19 protein-coding genes are annotated in these 18,652 nt (G+C 73.2%); 10 read left to right on the forward strand and 9 right to left on the reverse strand.

From position 1 onward, the window contains the following. Positions 1-14 precede the first annotated feature (14 nt). Positions 15-1,148, forward strand: a complete 1,134-nt coding sequence (locus ACIBKY_RS49330) for a PrsW family intramembrane metalloprotease (protein WP_397108607.1) — start codon at positions 15-17, stop codon at positions 1,146-1,148. A gap of 316 nt (positions 1,149-1,464) precedes the next feature. Here ACIBKY_RS49330 and ACIBKY_RS49335 read toward each other — a convergent pair whose 3' ends face one another. After that, positions 1,465-2,154: a vancomycin high temperature exclusion protein gene (locus ACIBKY_RS49335; RefSeq protein ID WP_397108609.1), complete on the reverse strand. Its 690-nt coding sequence runs from the start codon at positions 2,152-2,154 to the stop codon at positions 1,465-1,467. A 51-nt stretch (positions 2,155-2,205) separates the two neighbouring features. Continuing rightward, entirely contained in the window at positions 2,206-3,183 is a 978-nt protein-coding gene (locus ACIBKY_RS49340; RefSeq protein WP_397108611.1) for a heme A synthase, read from the reverse strand. Between the two features lie 104 nt (positions 3,184-3,287). Between ACIBKY_RS49340 and ACIBKY_RS49345 the strand changes: the two genes are divergently transcribed. The 6 genes from ACIBKY_RS49345 to ACIBKY_RS49370 all read left to right on the forward strand — a co-directional run bounded on the left by ACIBKY_RS49345 (position 3,288) and on the right by ACIBKY_RS49370 (position 9,125). Next, complete coding sequence (locus ACIBKY_RS49345; protein ID WP_397108613.1) at positions 3,288-4,433, forward strand: NAD(P)/FAD-dependent oxidoreductase; 1,146 nt, start codon at positions 3,288-3,290, stop codon at positions 4,431-4,433. Then, positions 4,433-4,678, forward strand: a complete 246-nt coding sequence (locus ACIBKY_RS49350; RefSeq protein WP_184974140.1) for a (2Fe-2S)-binding protein — start codon at positions 4,433-4,435, stop codon at positions 4,676-4,678. Before ACIBKY_RS49345 ends, ACIBKY_RS49350 begins: the two co-directional genes overlap by 1 nt. Next, a complete protein-coding gene (locus tag ACIBKY_RS49355) occupies positions 4,675-5,988 on the forward strand; it encodes an NAD(P)/FAD-dependent oxidoreductase (protein WP_397108615.1) in 1,314 nt (437 codons plus the stop codon). The genes ACIBKY_RS49350 and ACIBKY_RS49355 overlap by 4 nt, the downstream gene beginning before the upstream one ends. After that, the gene (locus ACIBKY_RS49360; RefSeq protein ID WP_397108617.1) at positions 5,988-6,881 is read left to right on the forward strand and encodes a dihydrodipicolinate synthase family protein; all 894 of its coding nucleotides are present in this window, start codon (positions 5,988-5,990) and stop codon (positions 6,879-6,881) included. Before ACIBKY_RS49355 ends, ACIBKY_RS49360 begins: the two co-directional genes overlap by 1 nt. A gap of 280 nt (positions 6,882-7,161) precedes the next feature. Further along, on the forward strand, positions 7,162-8,163 hold the full coding sequence (locus ACIBKY_RS49365) for a proline racemase family protein (protein WP_397108619.1): 1,002 nt from the start codon (positions 7,162-7,164) through the stop codon (positions 8,161-8,163). Further along, positions 8,160-9,125, forward strand: coding sequence for a proline racemase family protein (locus ACIBKY_RS49370; RefSeq protein WP_397108621.1), 966 nt, complete (start codon positions 8,160-8,162; stop codon positions 9,123-9,125). The genes ACIBKY_RS49365 and ACIBKY_RS49370 overlap by 4 nt, the downstream gene beginning before the upstream one ends. A 287-nt stretch (positions 9,126-9,412) precedes the next feature. Here ACIBKY_RS49370 and ACIBKY_RS49375 read toward each other — a convergent pair whose 3' ends face one another. The 3 genes from ACIBKY_RS49375 to ACIBKY_RS49385 are packed head-to-tail and all read right to left on the reverse strand — an operon-like array spanning position 9,413 to position 12,341. After that, the gene (locus ACIBKY_RS49375; protein WP_397108623.1) at positions 9,413-10,102 is read right to left on the reverse strand and encodes a response regulator; all 690 of its coding nucleotides are present in this window, start codon (positions 10,100-10,102) and stop codon (positions 9,413-9,415) included. Then, positions 10,099-11,328 carry a sensor histidine kinase gene (locus ACIBKY_RS49380; RefSeq protein ID WP_397108625.1) on the reverse strand — a complete coding sequence of 410 codons (1,230 nt, stop codon included), beginning with the start codon at positions 11,326-11,328 and terminating at the stop codon, positions 10,099-10,101. Before ACIBKY_RS49380 ends, ACIBKY_RS49375 begins: the two co-directional genes overlap by 4 nt. After that, positions 11,325-12,341 (reverse strand): DUF418 domain-containing protein, encoded by a 1,017-nt coding sequence (locus tag ACIBKY_RS49385; protein ID WP_397108627.1) that lies wholly within the window; start codon positions 12,339-12,341, stop codon positions 11,325-11,327. The genes ACIBKY_RS49380 and ACIBKY_RS49385 overlap by 4 nt, the downstream gene beginning before the upstream one ends. Before the next feature lie 135 nt (positions 12,342-12,476). Between ACIBKY_RS49385 and ACIBKY_RS49390 the strand changes: the two genes are divergently transcribed. Together ACIBKY_RS49390 and ACIBKY_RS49395 are read left to right on the forward strand one after the other, a co-directional pair. Then, positions 12,477-13,430 (forward strand): ornithine cyclodeaminase family protein, encoded by a 954-nt coding sequence (locus ACIBKY_RS49390; RefSeq protein ID WP_397108629.1) that lies wholly within the window; start codon positions 12,477-12,479, stop codon positions 13,428-13,430. Positions 13,431-13,438: 8 nt separating this feature from the next. Beyond that, on the forward strand, positions 13,439-14,122 hold the full coding sequence (locus tag ACIBKY_RS49395; protein WP_397108631.1) for a GntR family transcriptional regulator: 684 nt from the start codon (positions 13,439-13,441) through the stop codon (positions 14,120-14,122). Between the two features lie 4 nt (positions 14,123-14,126). On the opposite strand, the gene ACIBKY_RS49400 is transcribed toward ACIBKY_RS49395, so the two are convergent. From ACIBKY_RS49400 to ACIBKY_RS49415, 4 genes are all read right to left on the reverse strand, one after another. After that, on the reverse strand, positions 14,127-14,939 hold the full coding sequence (locus tag ACIBKY_RS49400; protein ID WP_397108633.1) for a class I SAM-dependent methyltransferase: 813 nt from the start codon (positions 14,937-14,939) through the stop codon (positions 14,127-14,129). Positions 14,940-15,015: 76 nt separating this feature from the next. Next, on the reverse strand, positions 15,016-15,936 hold the full coding sequence (locus ACIBKY_RS49405) for an EamA family transporter (RefSeq protein WP_397108635.1): 921 nt from the start codon (positions 15,934-15,936) through the stop codon (positions 15,016-15,018). 64 nt (positions 15,937-16,000) lie between these two features. Further along, positions 16,001-16,768, reverse strand: coding sequence for an ABC transporter permease (locus tag ACIBKY_RS49410; RefSeq protein WP_397108637.1), 768 nt, complete (start codon positions 16,766-16,768; stop codon positions 16,001-16,003). Further along, entirely contained in the window at positions 16,765-17,673 is a 909-nt protein-coding gene (locus ACIBKY_RS49415; protein WP_397108639.1) for an ABC transporter ATP-binding protein, read from the reverse strand. Before ACIBKY_RS49415 ends, ACIBKY_RS49410 begins: the two co-directional genes overlap by 4 nt. Positions 17,674-17,818: 145 nt before the next feature. Here ACIBKY_RS49415 and ACIBKY_RS49420 point away from each other — a divergent pair, with 145 nt between their 5' ends. Then, positions 17,819-18,595, forward strand: a complete 777-nt coding sequence (locus tag ACIBKY_RS49420) for a VOC family protein (protein ID WP_397108641.1) — start codon at positions 17,819-17,821, stop codon at positions 18,593-18,595. The last annotated feature ends 57 nt before the right edge of the window (positions 18,596-18,652 follow it).

Genomic DNA, 18,652 nt, shown 5'->3' on the forward strand with positions numbered 1-18,652 from the left:
GTTAAAGTCACCCTATGGCGTCCCGTGATCCACGCTGGGTGTTCAAGGACCGGCCATCCTTCGCCCTGATCATCGGGCTGGTCGTCACCGGCATCTGCGCACTCGTCTCGCTCTCCTTCGACGTGATCAACGGCGCGCCTGTCGACTTCCTCGTCGCTCTCCTGCTGGCCCTGGCTCCGGTGCCCGTCCTGCTCGCGGCGGTGCTCGCCCTCGACCGCATGGAGCCTGAGCCGCGGAGCAACCTCGTCTTCGCCTTCGCGTGGGGGGCGGGCGTGGCCGTCCTGGTCGCGGGCGTCGTCAACTCCCTCAACCTGCACTACATCGTGGACGCCGCCAACCTCACCCCCGACAACGCCCGCAGCGTCGCCGCCACGTTCGGCGCGCCCGTCGTCGAGGAGACGATGAAGGGCCTGGTCCTGCTCGGCCTGCTGCGCTTTCGCCGGGCCGAGCTCGACGGCCCCACCGACGGCATCATCTACGCCAGCATGGTCGGCCTCGGCTTCGCGATGAGCGAGAACGTCAGCTACTACGTGGCCGCGCTCACCGAGCGGGGCGTCGAGGGCCTGGCCGTCACGGTCGTGCTGCGCGGCATCCTGTCGCCGTTCGCGCACCCGCTGTTCACCTCGATGATCGGCGTCGCGGTCGCCTACGCCGCGCAGCGCAGCGGCTCGGTGCGGGTCGGCTACATCCTGGCGGGCTGGATCGGCGCGATGCTCCTGCACGGCCTGTGGAACGGCATGGCCTCCTACGGCGGCTTCGGCGGCCTCGTGATCGCCTACCTGATCCTGCTGCTGGTCCTCCTGGTCATGATCGGCATCGTCATCAAGGACAGGCGGCGCATCGTCGCCCTCATCCAGCGCTATCTGCCGCCCTACGCACCGACCCGCCTGGTCGACACGGCCGACATCCACATGCTCTCGGCCCTGTCCCGCCGCCGCCGCGCCCGCCAGTGGGCCAGCGCCCATGGCGGCAAGCGCGGGTTGCGCGCGATGAGCGACTACCAGCTGGCCGCCACCGAACTCGGCCTGCTGCACGACCGCGCGGCCCGCCGGGTGGTCGACGAGCGAACCTTCCACGAGGAACAACGCGCCCTCCTCGAATGCATGAGCGCCGCCCGCGCCGGCTTCCCCGTGCCCGCGAGAAGATAACGCCGCCCGCGTCTCGTTCTGCTCGATCGCTTTCCGTTATGGCTGCCGCCACCCCACCGCCACCCTCCGCCGTGGGCTGGCGCCGATCGTGGGGATCGCTTCTCACGTCGGACGTGGTCCCCGCCGTCACGGCCCCCTTGGCCGGCCAAGCCGCTACTCGTCCGGCCAAGCCCCTACTTGACCGGTTAGGGCCGCTTGGCCGGCCGAGCCGCTCCTTGACCGGAGCCGCTCTTGGGCCGATCGCGCCCGGCGGCATTTCGTGGCCCTTCGCCTTGGGCGGGCTCGATGGGTGTGGTCGTGGCCGCTCTTGCGGGCCCTAAGGGCGGGGGTGGGCCAGGATGTGGTCCAGGGTGGTTTCCCTCGGGCCCGGGAAGACGGGCTCGGAGCGCAGGAGGACGGCGTCGGCGAAGCCCTTTGCCGTGGCCAGGAGTTCCCTGGTCGCGTAGACGTAGGTCGCCGCCGCCCACTGCTTGGTCGAGTCGTCGCCCACCCCGTGGGTTTCCAGGCCGGCCGTACGGCAGAGCGTGACGGCGCGGGGGATGTGGAAGACCTGGGTGACCACGGTCAGGCGCCGGGCGCCGAAGACCTTGCGGGCCCGTACGCAGGAGTCCCAGGTGTCGAACCCGGCGTAGTCCAGGACCATCGCTCCCGGAGGCACGCCCTTGTGGGTCAGGTAGTCGCGCATGGCGGTGGGCTCGTCGTATTCCCGGCGGCTGTTGTCGCCGGACAGGAGCAGCGCCTTCACCTTGCCGGCCCGGTACAGCTCGGCGGCGATGTCCAGGCGGCGGGCGAGCATGGGGGAGGGCTGCCCGCCGTACAGGCCGGCGCCGAGCACGAGGGCGGCCTGCGCGTCCGGGACCCGCGCGAGCCAGCCCTCGGTGCCGGCGGTGGCGCGGTGCGGCGAGCTGCCGAGCCAGGCCCAGGTCATGGGGGCCAGCGCGAGCACGCTGGCCAGGACGAGCGTCTGGTAGCCCCATCTCAGGAGCTTCCGTTTATTTCCCGACAAGGGTGGCCTTCCGCCGGTGGGGGAGGGGCGGACCTATCGTGCCATAACCGGTCAGGCGGTGGCGGGCTCCCGGTCGGGGGAGGGGAGCGCCCCCACCGGCTCACGGACGCGCGTGGCGGTCGCCGCACGCAGCGCGAAGATCCACACCAGGGTCGAGCCGAGCACGTGCAGGCCCACGAGGAAGGCGGGCACGCCCAGGAAGTACTGCGTGTAGCCGATGACGCCCTGCAGCAGTTCGATGCCCAGCAGGGCCAGCGCTGCCCGGCGGGCGGCCCGTGGCGCGTCGCTCACGTGCAGGGCGATCAGCAGCGCGAAGGTCAGGCCGACGACGAGGTAGGCGAGGTCGGCGTGGATCCTGGCCACGGTCTCGATGTCGAAGTCGAAGCGCGAGGCCAGCTCGTCGCCGGAGTGGGGGCCGGTGCCGGTGACCAGCACGCCCGCCATCAGCAGCGCGAACGTCGCCGCGACCAGGACCTGCGCCAGCCGCCTGATGTCACGGTGCACGGTGCGCCTGATCACTCCCTCGCGCTCGCCCGTCCGCACGTAGAACAACCAGCAGGCGGCCATCAGGCCCACGGAGATCAGGTAGTGCGTGCCGACCGTGGCCGGGTGCAGTGCGCTCCTGACCACCAGCCCGCCCCAGAGCGCCTGCACGACGATGCCGACCGGCTGCAGCCAGGCCAGGCGTACCAGGTCGGGACGGCGCGGCGCCAGGCGCAGCGCGGCGATCACGCAGGCGAAGCCGACCGCCAGCACCAGGAACGTGAGCAGGCGGTTGCCGAACTCGACCGCCATGTGCAGCGGCGAGATCTCGGGGTGCAGGACCGGGAGGTAGCTGTCGCTGGTGCACTGGGGCCAGGTCGGGCAGCCCAGCCCGGACTCCGTCACCCGGACCGTGGCGCCGGTGACCGTGATGCCCGCGTTGACCACGACCGACGCCAGCGCCCAATAGCGGATCGAGGCCTGGCTGGGCGCCCAGAAGAAGAGACTCCTGATGATCGGGTTCGGGTGGTCCGTGGGTAGCTTCACGTCATCGATGGTAGGGGCCGTATGTGCCGGTCCTTCCACCGCGATGGCCTCTGGCCGACCGAGCGAAGTTCAGTGTAGTGTGACATATTACTGAAGGGAGGCCGATGTCGGACGTCATCGTCATCGGCGCCGGAGTGGTCGGCGCCGCCTGCGCCTACTACGCGGCGCGCGCCGGGCTGGACGTGACCGTCGTCGACCGCGGCCCCGTGGCGAGCGGCACCACGGGATCCGGCGAGGGCAACGTGCTCGTCTCCGACAAGGAGCCGGGCCCCGAGCTCGACCTCGCCCTTCTGTCCAACCGCCTCTGGCGCGAACTGGCCGGTCACGGCGGGTTCGAGTTCGAGGCCAAGGGCGGGCTCGTCGTCGCCGAGACCGCCGACGTCCTGCGGCAGCTCACCGAACTGGCCGCCAAGCAGGGCGTGGAGCACACGGCGGTACCCGGCGAGGCGCTGGGCGGCTACGAGCCGCACCTGGCGCCGGGGCTGGCCGGCGGCGTCCACTACCCCCAGGACGCGCAGGTCCAGCCCATGCTCGCCGCCGCCCGCCTGATCGGGCTCGGCGCGGACTCCTACGGCCATGGCGCCCTCCACCTGCGCACCGGCGTCACCGTCACCGGCTTCCTGCGTGACGGGGAGAGGGTGAACGGCGTGCGTACCTCCCACGGGGACATTCTCGGCGGCGCCGTCGTCAACGCCGCCGGCACCTGGGGCGGCGAGGTCGCCGCGCTGGCCGGCCTCCACCTTCCGGTGCTGCCCAGGCGCGGCTTCATCCTGGTGACGGAACCGCTGCGCGAACCGCTGATCCGGCACAAGGTCTACACCGCCGCGTACGTCACCAACGTCGCCAGCGACGCGGAAGGGCTGGAGACCTCCGCCGTGGTCGAGGGAACCCCCGCCGGACCCGTGCTCATCGGGGCCAGCAGGGAACGGGTCGGCTTCGACCGGACCACCTCGGTGCCGGTGCTGTCCAGGCTGGCCGCGCAGGCCGTCGCGCTGTTCCCCGCCCTGCGCGAGGTGCGGGCGATCCGCTCCTACTGCGGCTTCCGCCCGTACTGTCCCGACCATCTGCCCGTCATCGGCGAGGATCCCCGGGCGCCCGGCCTCTACCACGCCTGCGGTCACGAGGGGGCAGGCATCGGCCTGGCCCCCGCCACCGGCTACCTGCTGGCCCAGCTTCTGACCGGGCAGCGGCCCGGCCAGGACCTCCGCCCGTTCCGCCCCGACCGCTTCACCCGAGAGGAGACCGGCTGATGGAGCGGTTCGACATCTCCGTCGACGGCCGCGCCGTGCCCGCCGAACCGGGGCAGACGATCGGCGCGGCGCTGCACGCCGCCGGGGTGCGTTCCTGGCGCAGTACCCGGTTCGGCGGCCGGCCGCGCGGCCTGTTCTGCGGCATCGGGGTCTGCTTCGACTGCCTCGTCGAGGTCAACGGCCGCCCGGCCGAGCGCGCCTGCCAGCTGGAGGCCCGGCCCGGTGACGAGGTGAGCACCTCATGACCCACGACCTGGCCGTCATCGGCGGCGGGCCCGCCGGGGTCGCGGGCGCGCTGACCGCCGCGCTCGCCGGGCTGCGCGTCGTGCTGCTGGACGGTGGCCCGCGCCTGGGCGGCCAGTACTTCCGCCACGCCCACGGCGCCGAACCCGAACCCCGCTTCGCCCGCCAGTCCCACGCCCTGCGCCAACGGGCCGAGGTCCTGCTCAAGCACCAGGTCTGGGCCGTCAGCCGCGAGGACGACGGGTTCACCGTGCACGCCCACGGCACCGCCCGTACGCAGGTTCGGGCGCGGCGCCTGCTCATCGCCACCGGCGCCCACGACCGGCCCCTGCCCTTCCCCGGCTGGGACCTGCCCGGCGTGCTCACCGCCGGCGGCGCGCAGGCGCTGCTCAAGGGCGAGCGCGTCCTGGCCGGGCGGCGGATCGCCGTGGCCGGGACCGGGCCGTTCCTGCTGCCGGTGGCCGCCGGGCTGGCCGGGGCGGGCGCGGAGGTGGCCGGGGTGTTCGAGGCCTCGGGCGGGCTGGGGCTGGCCCGGCATCCGGTCATGGCACTCGGCAAGGCGGGCGAGGCCGCCGGGTACGCGTGGGCGCTGGCCGCGCGCCGCGTGCCGTACCGGAGGAACCACGCGGTGATCGCCGCGCACGGCGAGCACGAGCTGCGCGCGGTCACGGTGGCCAGGCTGGATCGCGACTGGAACGTTCTGGGCACCGAGGAACTGGAGTGCGACGCGCTGGCCGTCGGCTACGGGTTCGTGCCGCAGATCGAGCTGGCCGTCCAGCTCGGCTGCCTGACCCGTCACGACGCCGACGGCACGCCGGTCGTGGATGTGGACGCGCGCCAGCGCACCAGCGTTCCCGGGGTGTGGGCGGCCGGTGAGCCCACCGGTGTCGGCGGCCGGGAGCTGTCGGAGATCGAGGGCCGCGTCGCCGGCCTCGCGCTCGCCGGTGGGCCCTCCGGTGAGGTGCCCGGCCTGCTGCTGCGCAGGCGCGCCCGGCTTCGGGCCTTCGCCGCGGCGCTGCTGAGTGCCTACCCGGTGAGGCCGGGCTGGCAGTCGTGGCTCACCCGGGACACGCCCGTCTGCCGGTGTGAGGAGGTGCCGCTGTCTCGCGTGCGCGAGGCACAGGAGCTCGGCGCCACCGACGCCCGTTCGATCAAGCTGCTGGCCAGGCCGGGTATGGGCTGGTGCCAGGGCCGCATGTGCGGCTACGCGCTCGCCTGCCTGGCCGGGGAACCCCAGCAGCCCCCACGCCGCCCCATCGCCCAGCCGATCTCCCTAGGTGCACTAGCGGAGCCCCCACAGAAGGAATATTGATGACTAAACGCACCAAACCCTGGCACGGCGTCATGGTGGCCACCGCGCTTCCCCTGCACGACGACCTGTCCGTGGACGACGACGGCTACGCCGCGCACTGCCGCTGGCTGGTCGAGAACGGCTGCGACGGCGTCGTGCCCAACGGCTCGCTGGGCGAGTACCAGACGCTCACGCCGGAAGAGCGAGCCAAGGTCGCCGAGACCGCCGTCGCCGCGATCGGCGGCGAGCGCGTCATGGCCGGCGTCGGCGCCTACGGCGCGGCCGAGTCGCGCCGGTGGGCGGAGCACGCCCGCGAGATCGGCTGCGGCTCGGTGCTCGCGCTGCCGCCCAACACCTACCGCGCCGACGAGCGCGCCGTGCTGGAGCACTACCGCCAGGTGGCCGAGGCGGGCGTGCCCGTCGTGGCCTACAACAACCCCTATGACACCAAGGTCGACCTGACCCCGGCGCTGCTGGCCAAGCTGCACGCCGAGGGGCTGATCGTGGCGGTCAAGGAGTTCACCGGGGACGTGCGCCGCGCCTACGAGCTGGCCGAGCTCGCCCCCGGACTCGACCTGCTGGTCGGCTCCGACGACGTGCTGCTGGAGCTGGGCATCGCCGGGGCCGTGGGCTGGATCGCGGGCTTCCCCAACGCGCTGCCCGCCGCCAACGTCGCCCTGTACCGCGCCGCGCTCGCCCGCGACCTGGACACGGCGCTGCCCCTGTACCGCACGCTGCACCCGCTGCTGCGCTGGGACTCCAAGATCGAGTTCGTGCAGGCCATCAAGCTCTCCATGGACGTGGCGGGCCGGCGCGGCGGCCCCTGCCGCCAGCCGCGCGTGCCGCTGACGGAGGACCAGTCCGCCGCCGTCCGCGCCGCCACCGAGAAGGCCCTCGCCGAGGGGATCGCATAACTCTCTCCCAGCGTTGCTCTTCACGGAGGGCATTCTCTGGGAGCGAGCTCCCAGCGTTGCTCTTGACGGAAGGCCTTCTGCTGGAGAGCTCCTAGTGTTGCTCTTGACGGAGGGGCCTTCTCTCAGAGCGAGGCTTTCCCGTACGGCAAGCCGTGTGACCCCCACCCCGGTCTCGGGGCGGGCGGCACTCCAGGGGGACGGCCGGCGGCCGTGCCCCCTCCCGCCGTGACGAGGTCCGTCACACCGGCCAAGTGGCCCAGGCACCCCCCAGAGGAGCTGTATGAGAACCAACCGGGTCTTCCACGCGGTCGACTCCCACACCGAGGGCATGCCCACCCGGGTGGTCACCGGCGGCGTCGGGGTGATCCCGGGGGCCACCATGGCCGAGCGCCGGGTGTACTTCCGTGACCACCTCGACCACCTGCGCAACCTGCTCATGCGCGAGCCCCGCGGCCATTCGGCCATGAGCGGGGCGATCCTGCAGCCGCCCACCCGGCCGGACGCCGACTGGGGCGTGCTGTTCATCGAGGTGTCCGGGCTGCTGCCGATGTGCGGGCACGGCACGATCGGGGTGGCGACCGTGCTGGTCGAGACCGGCATGGTCGAGGTGAGCGAGCCGGTGACCACGATCCGGCTGGAGGTTCCCGCCGGGCTGGTCACCGTCGACGTCGCGGTCAGGGACGGCGTCGCCGAGTCGGTCACGCTCCGCAACGTCGCCGCCTTCGGCGACCGGCTGGACGCCGAGGTCGAGGTGCCCGGGTTCGGGCGGATCCGCTATGACCTGGCCTATGGCGGCAACTTCTACGCCATCGTCGGCCTCGACTCCTACAAGCTGCCGTTCGACCGGGCGGCCAAGAACGAGATCATCGCCGCCGGGCTGGCCACCATGGACGCGATCAACGCCACCGACGAGCCGGTCCACCCCGAGGACCCGCGCATCCGCGGCTGTCACCACGTCTACTTCGCCGCCCCCGGCTCCACCGCCCAGCACTCCCGGCACGCGATGGCGATCTTCCCGGGCTGGTTCGACCGCTCGCCCTGCGGCACCGGCACCAGCGCCCGGATGGCCCAGCTGCACGCCCGGGGCGAGCTGGCGATCGGCGCGGACTTCGTCAACGAGTCGTTCATCGGCACCCGCTTCATCGGGCGGCTGCTGGAGGAGACCACCGTGGGCGGGCGGCCCGCGGTCGTGCCGTCCATCACCGGACGGGCCTGGATCACCGGGACCGCCCAGTACTTCCTCGATCCCCGCGACCCCTTCCCCGAAGGGTTCGAGCTGTGATCACGACGGTCGACTACCACACCGGTGGCGAACCGTTCAGGATCGTGACCGGTGGGGTGCCGGACATTCCCGGTGCCACGGTGCTCGAACGCCGGTCGGCCACCGAGGGGGTCGATCACGTGCGGCGGCTGTTGTGCCACGAGCCGCGGGGCCATGCCGACATGTACGGATGTTTCCTGGTGCCTCCTGATGACGCCGGGGCTCATCTGGGGGTGCTGTTCTGGCACAAGGACGGCTATTCCACCGCGTGTGGTCATGGCACGATCGCGCTGGCCGTACACGCTGTGCAGGAGGGACTGGTCGCCGCCGGCCCGGACGGTGTCACCGACGTGGTCGTCGACGTCCCGTCGGGGCGCGTGACGGCCCGCGTGGCCCGCGCCGGGGGCCGGATCACCGGCGTCACCTTCCGCAGCGTGCCGTCGTGGGTGATCGCCCGCGGGGTCGAGGTCGCCGGCGTCAGCCTCGACCTCTCCTACGGCGGCGCCATCTACGCCAGCCTGCCCGCCTCCGCCGCGGGCCTGTCCGTGGAGCGGGAGCACCTGCCCGCCCTCATCGCCCACGGCCGCCGCGTCAAGGCCGCGCTGGAGCACCACCCCGCCGCCCGCCACCCCGGGGACGAGCGGCTGTCCGGGATCTACGGCGTCATCTTCCACGACGAGCTGTCCGCCGACGGAACCGCCCTGCACCAGCGCAACGTCACCGTCTTCGCCGACGGCGAGGTGGACCGCTCGCCGTGCGGCTCCGGCACCGCCGCCCGCATGGCCCTGCTGGCCGCCGACCACGGCGACGCCGTCACGCTGACCCACGACAGCGTGATCGGCACCCGCTTCACCGCCCGGGTGGCCGGGCGGACGGCCGAGGGGATCGTGCCGGAGATCGACGGCATGGCCTACCGCACCGGCCGCCACACCTTCGACCTCGACCCCGCCGACCCCCTCGGCACGGGCTTCGTCCTCCGCTGACCCACCCCGCTCACGAAAGCCCGACCGACACCCCCGGGCCGCCCGGCTCACACGCTGGCCGGGTCGCCCGGCCCACCCTCCGCCCGGCTCGCCTTCCACCCGGCTCGCCTTCCACCCGGCTCGCCCTCCGCCCGGCTCGCCTTCCACCCGGCCCACCTTCCGCCCAGCCCACACTCCGCCCGGCTCACGAACTGCCCCGGACCGCCCGGAAACCGCCCGCCACGCTCATGGGCGCCCAAGTATCCACGGCGGCCCGGCTCCCCGGGCTCAACGTCCGGCCGGCCGGATCACGGGCTGCCGGGCGTGCCGGGCCAAGGGCCGCCTGGTTCGATGACGCCGTGCTCGTACGCGTAGATGATCGCCTGGACGCGGTCCCGGCAGCCGATCTTGGCCAGGAGGTTGGCCACGTGCGTCTTGACCGTCGAGACGCTGACGGCCAAGGTCTGGGCGATCTCCCCGTTGGACAGCCCGCGGGCCAGGAGGACGAGTGTGTCGTGCTCCCGGCCGGTCAGCGCGGGCAGGGGCTCCAGGACCCGCGGCGGCTTCGAGGTGCGGGCGAACTCGGCGACGAGGCGGCGCGTGACGCCGGGCGCGACCAGGCCCTGACCTCCGGCCACCACCCGCACGGCCGCCACCAGCTCGTCGGGTTCGACGTCCTTCAGCAGGAAGCCCCGCGCGCCGCCGCGCAGCGCGGAGAAGACGTACTCGTCGAGGTCGAACGTGGTCACGACCAGCACGGCGAGCGGGTCGGCGACCCCCGCGCCGGCCAGTTGCCCGGTCGCGGCGATGCCGTCGAGGACGGGCATGCGGACGTCCATGATGACCAGGTCGGGCCGCAGGCGGCGGGCGAGCCGTACCGCCTCCTGCCCGTCGGCCGCCTCGCCGACGATCTCGAGGTCGGGCTCCGACTCCAGGATCGTGCGGAATCCGGCCCGGACCACGGCCTGGTCGTCGGCGATCAGGATCGTGAACGTCATGGACGCTCCAGGGGGAAGGAGGCGCTGACCAGCCAGCCGCCGTCGGGTTCGGGGCCGGCGGTGAGCGCGCCGCCGGCGTGGGTGACGCGTTCGCGCATGCCGAGCAGGCCGTAGCCGCCGTCGGGGCCGGTCGGCCGGGCGGCGCGGGCGGGCCTGGCGTTGCGCACCGCCACCGCGAACCCGGCCTCGCCGAAGGTGGTCGTGACGCTGACCTTGGCGCCGGGCGCGTGCCTGCGGACGTTGGTCAGCGCCTCGCGGACCAGGCGGGAGACCGCCAGCCCGGTGGTGACGGGCAGCGGTCGCGGCTCGCCCGAGGCGCTGACCTCGACGTCCATGCCGGTCGTCCGGAACCGGCGGACGGTCTCCTCCACGCCGGTCAGCGCGGGGGCGCGGCCGTCGGCCCCATCCGGCTCGCTGTCGCGCATGAGCCCCACCAGCGCGCGCAGCGCGGCCAGTGTGTCGCGGCCCTGGGACCTGATCGCCCGTAACGTGGCCCGCGCGGCCGCCGGGTCGCGGTCGAGCAGCCGGTCGGCGGCACCGGCCTGCACGACGATCGCCGACAGGTCGTGCGCGGCGATGTCGTGCAGTTCCCTGGCTATCCTGGCCCGCTCCTCGGCGACCGCGGTCCTGGCGCGTTCCTCCCGCTCGCGCGCGATGCCCGCCGCCGCCCTGGCCACACCCGCCCGCCTGGCCTGTACGGCGAAGCCCGCCGTGGCGGGAAGCAGATAGGCGGCGGCGACGGCGGCCGCCATCCCGGCCGGATCGCCGGGCGGCACGCCCCAGAAGGTGAGCAGCCCGCCGTGCCCGCCGCCCGCCAGCGTCCCGAGCAGCCCTCCGGCGGCATGGACGGCCCCGCAGGCCAGGATCGCGACCGTCGCCCGCACCTGGGGCAGGCGGCAGGCCACGGTGTAGGAGCACACCACGGCGCCCACGCCGATCAGGGCGGGACGGGCGGGCAACAGCATGGCCGCCAGCGGGATCACACTGGCCGCCGCCAGAGCCAGAACGGGACGGCGCCGCCGCAGGGCGATGGTGGCCAGGTCCGCGGCGGCCAGGGAGAAGCCGGCGGCGATGACGCCGGGGGCGAGCGCGCTCAGCGTGCCCTGGTGGACGGCCGGCAGCAGGCGGGCCGTACTGGCGAGGATGAGCAGAGCGGCGGCCAGCGCGTCACGCCCGGCGGCGGTGCGGACGCCGAGTCGCGCCGGCCCTTCGCTCCACACGCTCATGCCGCCCCGCGAGCTCCTCCGGCGTCGGCGCGACCGCCCATGGGCAGCCGCCGCCAGTACGTCACGCACCGCCAGGCCCACTCCAGCGGGCCGTAGCCGTACCTTCGCAACCACAGGTTACTCACCACGGCCTGAAGGAGCAGGATCGCTGCGCCCAGCGCCGCCGCGAGCGCCCACTCCTTGGAGCCGCGCAGGCCGAGCGCCGCGCCGATCGGGACGAACAGCAGGGCGGCGCCGAAGTAGTTGGTCAGCGCCATCCTGCCCATCGGCGCCAGCGCCCACGACAGCGCCGCCCCCGCCGGGGTGCGCAGAAGCAGCAGGAAGAGCGCGACGTAGCAGCCCGCGGTGGCCAGCGACAGCGTCGTGCCGAGCCGGATCTGCGCCACGTCGGGCAGCGGCAGGGTGATGAGCCAGTACGTCAGCCCGCAGACCGCCAGCGAGACGGCGCCCAGCGCGGCCAGATGCCGGGGACGCTCGCCGAGCGTCTCCGGCACCCGCAGTTCGGCCAGCGTGTACCCGAGCGCGAACAACCCGGGCAGCAGCCCCAAACCGCCCACCCCGGCCAGGACGCCCGCCACCGTCAGCGCGACGGCCACGGCGGGCAGTGCCCGGCGCGGCAGGTAGCTCAGGGGGAGAAGCACCAGGACGCCGGTGACGGCGAACGGCAGCAGAACCTCGCCCGGCTGCAGCAGGTGCAGGACGGCGCCCAGCGCGGCCAGCGCCGCGAACCGCCTCAGCAGCAGCGGCCTCGGCCGTCCCGTGCGCCGGGCGGCCGAGCGAAGGAAGATCCCGAAGCCGATGCCGAACAACAGGTAGAAGAGGGGATAGAAGCGCCCGAGAAAGAACAGGCGCAGCGGGCCGGGCAGTTGCCCGGCGTAGGCGAACATCTCCATGGTCTGGGGGATGTTCACGAAGATGATTCCGCACAGGGCGAACCCGCGCAGCGCGTCGAGCGCGGCGATGCGCTGCTTCGGGGCGACCGGGGCCTGCGGGGAGGACGGGGAGCCTGACACGCCTTCATGGTGATCGGGAACGGGGCCCTGGCGCTTCGGGACCGTGGCCCCTTCCTTCTCGGTCGCGGGGAGGAGGGCGACTCGTCCGCGCGGCCCCCTTCCCTTCTCCGGCCGGTGGCCTGGATGCTTGGCCCCATGAACGCGCTGCCCTATATCGACGCGGAGGCCCTCGGCCGCCTGGTTCCGGTGACGCGGGCCGTACACCTGCTGGAGGTGGCGCTGCGCGACGGGCTGGATCCCGAGGACACCCCGCGGCGGCCGGTCGTGGACCTGCCCGGTGGCCAGATGTTGCTGATGCCCGCCGCCACCCGCGCCTACGCCGGAGTCAAGGCGGTCACGATCGCGCCCGACGGACCCGAGCGCGACCTGCCCCGCGTCCAGGGCGCCTACCTGCTGTTCGACGGCGGCACCCTGAGCCCGCTCGCGGTCATGGACGGCATCGCGCTGACCAGCCTGCGCACCCCGGCCGTCTCCGCGCTGGCCGCCACCCACCTGGCCGCCGCCGACGCCCGCACGCTGGTGGTCTTCGGCTCCGGCCCGCAGGCTTGGGGTCACGTCCTGGCCTTGCGCGCCGTACGCCCGCTGGAGCGCGTCACCGTCGTCGCCCGGCACGGAGGGCGGGCCGAGGCCATGGCCGAGCGCTGCCGGTCACTCGGCCTGACCGCCCGGGCCCTTCGCGGCGACGATCCCGGCACGCGCGCGGCCGTCGACGCCGCCGTGGCCGGGGCCGACCTCATCGCCTGCTGCACCACCGCCCGCGAGCCGCTCTTCGCCGGTAAGCTCGCCCGCGACGGCGCCGCCGTCATCGCCGTCGGCTCCCACGAACCCGGCGCCCGCGAGGTCGACGACGACCTCGTCGCCCGCTCGTGCGTGGTCGTCGAGTCCCGGGCGAGCGCGCTGGTCGAGGCGGGAGATGTGATCGTCCCGATCCGCCACGGTACGATCACGACTGGTCACCTCGCCGGAAACCTCGCCGAGCTGATCAACGGCCGCATCACCGCAGGCCCAGAGCCCAGACTGTTCAAGAGCACAGGGATGGCCTGGCAGGACCTCGTGGTGGCCGCGGCCGCCTACGAGGCGTGGACGTAAGGAAAGGGATGCGCGCGATGGCTGCGGAGGACCGGCTCGACCTGCCGATGGTGGGGGAGCGGCAGAGCCTGCGCGAGCAGGTCGCGCACGCGCTCCGGGCGGCGCTGATCACCGGCGAGATGCGGCCGGGCGTGGTGTACTCCGCGCCGGTCCTGGCCGCCCAGTTCGGGGTGTCGGCGACCCCCGTCCGCGAGGCCATGCTCGACCTGGCCAAGGAGGGCCTGGTCGAGGCGGTCCGCAACAAGGGCTTCCGGGTCACGGAGCTGTCCGACCGCGACCTCGACGAACTCACCGAGATCCGCCAGCTGATCGAGGTGCCCACGGTGACCCGGCTCGCGGACGCCTCGCGGGCCGCGGAGTTCGAGAGCCTGCGGCCGCTCGCGGAGAAGATCGTCTCCGCGGCGGAACGCGGCGACCTGCTGGCCTACGTGGACGCCGACCTGCGCTTTCACGTGGAGCTGCTCAAGCTGTCGGGCAACGCGCACCTGGTGGAGGTCGTACGCGACCTGCGCAACCGGGCCCGCCTGTACGGCCTGCAGCAGCTCTTCGAGCGCGGCAGGCTCCCCGACTCGGGACGCGAGCACCTGGCCCTGCTCAGCGCCTTGGCCGCGGGTGACTCCGCCGCGGCAGAAAGCATCATGAGCGCCCACATCCAGCACGTACGCGGCATCTGGGCCGACCGCCCCGAATAGGCGGTCAGAGGTGGCGCGCACGGACCAGCCAGAGGTCCATCTCCGGGGTGCGCAGCCGCTGCGGCAGCGGAGGAAGCCACCCGCACGCCCCCGCGGCGATCTCCCGGTGCAGGGCGGCCGAAGCGCTCCACCCGTGCCGTGCCAGCAACGCCGCCGGATCGCGCAGCGCCCCCGCGAACGGAACGCCCCGCAGCGCCATCTCCCGCAGGAACGGCTGCATCACCGGGTCCCGCAGGAACGCCTCGTGCGGCACGTCGAACGTCAGCCACGAGCCCGGCGCCGCCAGCGCGCTGACCGAGTCCAGCACCGCGTGGGTCTGGGCCGGGGTCAGGTAGTAGAAGAGCCCGTCGGCGATCCAGCAGGCGGGCTCGGAAACGGAGAACCCGGCCTCGACCAGCGCCGGTGCCCAGTCGAGCCGGAGGTCGGCCTCGACCACCCGCACCTCGCAGCGCGCGCCGAACCCGGCCGCGGCCAGCAGTTCCGTCTTGCCGTCCAGCTGGCCGGGCAGGTCCACCTCGTAGTAGACGAGTGAGGGCTCGACGGGCAGCCGGTAGGCGCGGGCGTCGGTGCCGGATCCGAGGCAGACGGCCTGCCGTACGCCGGAGGAGAGCAGCGTGAGGTCGCCCAGCCGCCCGCGCAGCGGCACCACCGCGGACGGCAGCGCGCCGGCGCGCACGGTGTCGACGCCCGCCTCGGAGGCCGGGGTGACGAAGACGGCCGCGCACGGATCGTCCAGGTACGCATCGGGCTGGGCGTGTTCGCGGGCACGCAGCACGGCCATCCAGTCACTGGTGAGCTTGACCGGCTCGGACCCCATCGTCCACGACCCTTCGCATCCGAAGAATGACTCAGGGTAATAGTGCCTGGTGGTGGCGGTGGAAACCAGTCCAGGATCAGAGCTTCTTGCGCGCCCGGGTGGCGCCCAGGCTGGCCGCGACCACGCAGATGACCGCCGCCCACTCGCGGAGGTGCAGGATCTCGCCCAGCACCACCAGCCCGATCATCGCCGCCACGGCGGGCTCCAGGCTCATCAGGATCCCGAACACGTGCTTGGGCATCCGGCGCAGCGCCTGCAGCTCCAGCGAGTACGGGATCACCGACGACAGCAGCCCGACCCCCAGCCCGATCAGCAGCACCTCGGGCCGCAGCAGGTCCGCCCCGCCGGCCGTGACGCCGACCGGCGCGACCACCACCGCGGAGACCGCCATGGCCAGCGACAGCCCGGTGGCGCCGGAGAAGCGCTGCCCGGCCGCCGCCGACAGCAGGATGTACGCCGCCCAGCACGCCCCCGCGACCAGCGCGAAGCCGATGCCGGCCCAGCTGACCGAGGTCGACTGCCCCCAGGGAGCGAGCAGGACCACGCCGCCCCCGGCCAGAAGCACCCACAACAGGTCGAGCCGCCGCCGCGAGGCCGCCACCGCGACCCCCAGCGGCCCCAGGAACTCGATCGCCACCGCGATCCCCATGGGCAACCGGGCCAGAGCCTCGTAGAACGTCAGATTCATGACCGCCAACGTGGCGCCGAAGCCGACCACGACCGCCCAGTCACGCCTGGTCATGCCCCGCAGCCGCGGCCGGGCCACAGCGGTGATGATCAGCGCCCCGGCCGCGATGCGCAGGAAGACCATGGCGCTCGGCGGCAGGATGTGGAACAGGTCCTTGGCGAACCCGGCGCCGAGCTGGACGGAGACGATGGCCAGCAGCACGAGCCCGGAGGGCGGGATCGAGTCGGCGGCGGTGCGCAGCAGACCGCCCGGTCCCGGCACACCGGACTTGGAACGGTCGAATGGTTCATCAAGGGCAAAGGCGGTCAAGGGGACTCCTCAGGTCGTCGTCAGAGGGTACTCACGACGACCGACACAACCGGAGCCCGGGGTGTCACTCCCAGCGGAACGTGCGCGAGGCCAGCCCCAGCGTGAGCACCGCCCAGACCGCCAGAACGGCCAGCGCGCCGAGCGGCAGCGCGGCGCCGTCGCGCAGCACCGCGCGCAGGCCGCCGGTCAGCGCCGAGATGGGCAGCAGCTCAAGCGCCGAGCGCAGCCCCTCGGGGAACTTCGACAGGGGGAAGACCACCCCGCCCGCCCCCAGGAGCACCAGGTAGACGAGGTTGGCCGCGGCCAGCGTCGCCTCCGCGCGCAGCACCCCCGCCATGAGCAGGCCCAGCCCGCTGAAGGCCGCGGTGCCGAGCAGCACCAGCAGGGCCGCCCCCAGGAACGAGCCCTGCGGCCGCCACCCGAGCGCCAGCGCCACGGCCACGATGACCACCACCTGCAGGGCCTCCACCGCGAGTACGGCCAGCGTCTTGGCCAGCATGAGCCCGGCCCGCGACAGCGGCGTGGCCCCGAGCCGCTTCAGCACGCCGTAGCGGCGCTCGAACCCGGTCGCGATCGCCTGCCCGGTGAACGCCGTGGACATCACGGCCAGGGCCAGCACGCCGGGGGCCAGGAAGTCGACCCGGCTCCCGCCCCCGATGTCGATCAGCGGCGCCAGCGAGAAGCCCGCGAGCAGAAGCACCGGGATGATCAGCGTGAGCAGCAGCTGCTCGCCGTTGCGCAGGATGGCCCGCACCTCGGCTCCCGCCTGCGCCAGCACCATCCTGGGCAGCGACGCGGCGCCGGGGGCCGGAGTGAAGTCAAGGGCGGTCATCGCAGTTCGCGTCCCGTCAGTTCGAGGAAGACGTCCTCCAGCGTGCGGCGCTCGATGCGCAGGTCGTCGGCGGTGACGCCCTCGGCGGCGCACCAGGCGGTGACCGTGGCCAGCAGCTCGGGCCCGACCTGGCCCTCGAGGATGTAGTGGCCGGCCGGGGACTCCTTGGCGGCGCTGCCGGCCGGCAGCGCGTTGAGCAGTTCCTCCAGCGCCAGGCCGGGACGGGCGCGGAAGCGCAACTGCCGCTCGGCGCCGGTCAGCTGGGCGGGGCTGCCCTCGGCCACGACCTGGCCGCGGTCGATGATGACGACGTGGTCGGACAGGCGCTCGGCCTCGTCCATGTGATGGGTGGTGAGCACCACGGAGACCCCGGCCGCGCGCAGGTCGCCGATCAGGTCCCAGCAGCCGTGCCTGGCCTGCGGGTCGAGCCCGGCGGTCGGCTCGTCGAGGAAGACCAGCTCGGGGCGGCCGACGACCGCCGCGGCCAGGGACAGGCGCTGCTGCTGGCCGCCGGAGAGCCTGCGGTAGGGGGTGCGGGCGTGCTCGGCCAGCCCGAGGCGTACCAGAAGGGCATGCGGGTCGAGGGGGCGGGCGTAGAAGCGCGAGACCAGCCGCAGCCACTCGCCGCAGCGCATCGCGGGCGGGACGCCGCCCGCCTGGAGCATGACGCCCACCCGGGGGCGCAGCGCGTGGGTGCGCGGATCGGCGCCGAGCACCCGGACGGTGCCGGCGTCGGCGCGTCTGAAGCCCTCGCAGATCTCGATCGTGGAGGTCTTGCCCGCGCCGTTGGGGCCGAGGATCGCGGTGACCGCGCCGCGGGCCGCCGAGAGCGTGAGGCCGTCGATCGCCGTGGTGGCGCCGTAGCGCTTGACCAGATCGATGATCTCGACGGCTGGGGAATCCATGGCAAGAGTCTAGGGACTGCCCGCGATGGTCCGGGCTTCGACCTGGCAGTGCGTAAAGGCTTGCGGACGAACCCGTCAAGTCGCCTGACGGGTGAGACGGGACGTGATTGGGTAATTGTGGTCCATCTCACAGAAGGAGGGGGAAGTGTCAGTACGCAGCGCTTATGATCCAGGCGTTCCCTGCTGGGTGGATCTGTCGACCACCGACGTGGCGGCGGCGGTCGGCTTCTACGGCGAGCTGCTCGGGTGGCGGGCCGAGATGGCCGAGGACCCGGCCGCGGGCGGCTACGGGCAGTTCTACGTCGGCGACAAGGTCGTGGCCGGCGTCGGCCCGCTCCAGGCTCCGGGCATGCCGCCGGTCTGGAACATGTACGTCTCCACCGACGACGCGGCGGCGGTCGCCGACCGGGTCAAGAACGCGGGCGGCACGGTCGTCGCCGAGCCGTTCGCGGTGTTCGAAGAGGGCACGATGGCGGTCTTCCAAGGCCCCGACGGCGGCTTCTTCAGTGTCTGGCAGCCCGGCAACCACCATGGCGCGGCGCTGGTCAACGAGCCGGGCGCGTACTGCTGGAACGAGCTCGTCAGCCGCGACGTCGAGGCCGCCACCCGCTTCTACGGCGAGGTGTTCGGCTGGCGGCCCCACGCGCAGCAGATGGGCGAGATCGCCTACACCGAGTGGTACAACGGCGAGAACAGCATCGCGGGCATGATGCCCATGGGCGAGGAGTACCCGCCGCAGGTCCCGTCCCACTGGGGCACCTACTTCGCCGTGGCCGACCTCGACGCCACGATCGCCAAGGCCCGCGAGAAGGGGGCCACGATCCTCGTGGACAGGATGGACGCGCCGCCCGGTGCGTTCGGCGTGCTCACCGACCCGCAGGGGGCGGCGTTCAACGTCATCCAACTTCGTGAAAATTCCTGAAATGGGGAATTAGGGCGACCTAATCCCCGTTCCACCCCTCGGCCCTCGTGGGCCATC

Source organism: Nonomuraea sp. NPDC050394 (assembly GCF_044459065.1).
Classification (GTDB): domain Bacteria; phylum Actinomycetota; class Actinomycetes; order Streptosporangiales; family Streptosporangiaceae; genus Nonomuraea.

Bases quoted from the DNA above. Each gene is read 5' to 3' on its own strand.
- ACIBKY_RS49400 (WP_397108633.1), bottom strand. From the start codon at position 14,939: ATGGGGTCCGAGCCGGTCAAGCTCACCAGTGACTGGATGGCCGTGCTG.
- ACIBKY_RS49350 (WP_184974140.1), top strand. From the start codon at position 4,433: ATGGAGCGGTTCGACATCTCCGTCGACGGCCGCGCCGTGCCCGCCGAA.
- ACIBKY_RS49390 (WP_397108629.1), top strand. From the start codon at position 12,477: ATGAACGCGCTGCCCTATATCGACGCGGAGGCCCTCGGCCGCCTGGTT.
- ACIBKY_RS49330 (WP_397108607.1), top strand. From the start codon at position 15: ATGGCGTCCCGTGATCCACGCTGGGTGTTCAAGGACCGGCCATCCTTC.
- ACIBKY_RS49395 (WP_397108631.1), top strand. From the start codon at position 13,439: ATGCGCGCGATGGCTGCGGAGGACCGGCTCGACCTGCCGATGGTGGGG.
- ACIBKY_RS49415 (WP_397108639.1), bottom strand. From the start codon at position 17,673: ATGGATTCCCCAGCCGTCGAGATCATCGATCTGGTCAAGCGCTACGGC.
- ACIBKY_RS49410 (WP_397108637.1), bottom strand. From the start codon at position 16,768: ATGACCGCCCTTGACTTCACTCCGGCCCCCGGCGCCGCGTCGCTGCCC.
- ACIBKY_RS49365 (WP_397108619.1), top strand. From the start codon at position 7,162: ATGAGAACCAACCGGGTCTTCCACGCGGTCGACTCCCACACCGAGGGC.
- ACIBKY_RS49345 (WP_397108613.1), top strand. From the start codon at position 3,288: ATGTCGGACGTCATCGTCATCGGCGCCGGAGTGGTCGGCGCCGCCTGC.
- ACIBKY_RS49355 (WP_397108615.1), top strand. From the start codon at position 4,675: ATGACCCACGACCTGGCCGTCATCGGCGGCGGGCCCGCCGGGGTCGCG.
- ACIBKY_RS49375 (WP_397108623.1), bottom strand. From the start codon at position 10,102: ATGACGTTCACGATCCTGATCGCCGACGACCAGGCCGTGGTCCGGGCC.
- ACIBKY_RS49360 (WP_397108617.1), top strand. From the start codon at position 5,988: ATGACTAAACGCACCAAACCCTGGCACGGCGTCATGGTGGCCACCGCG.
- ACIBKY_RS49380 (WP_397108625.1), bottom strand. From the start codon at position 11,328: ATGAGCGTGTGGAGCGAAGGGCCGGCGCGACTCGGCGTCCGCACCGCC.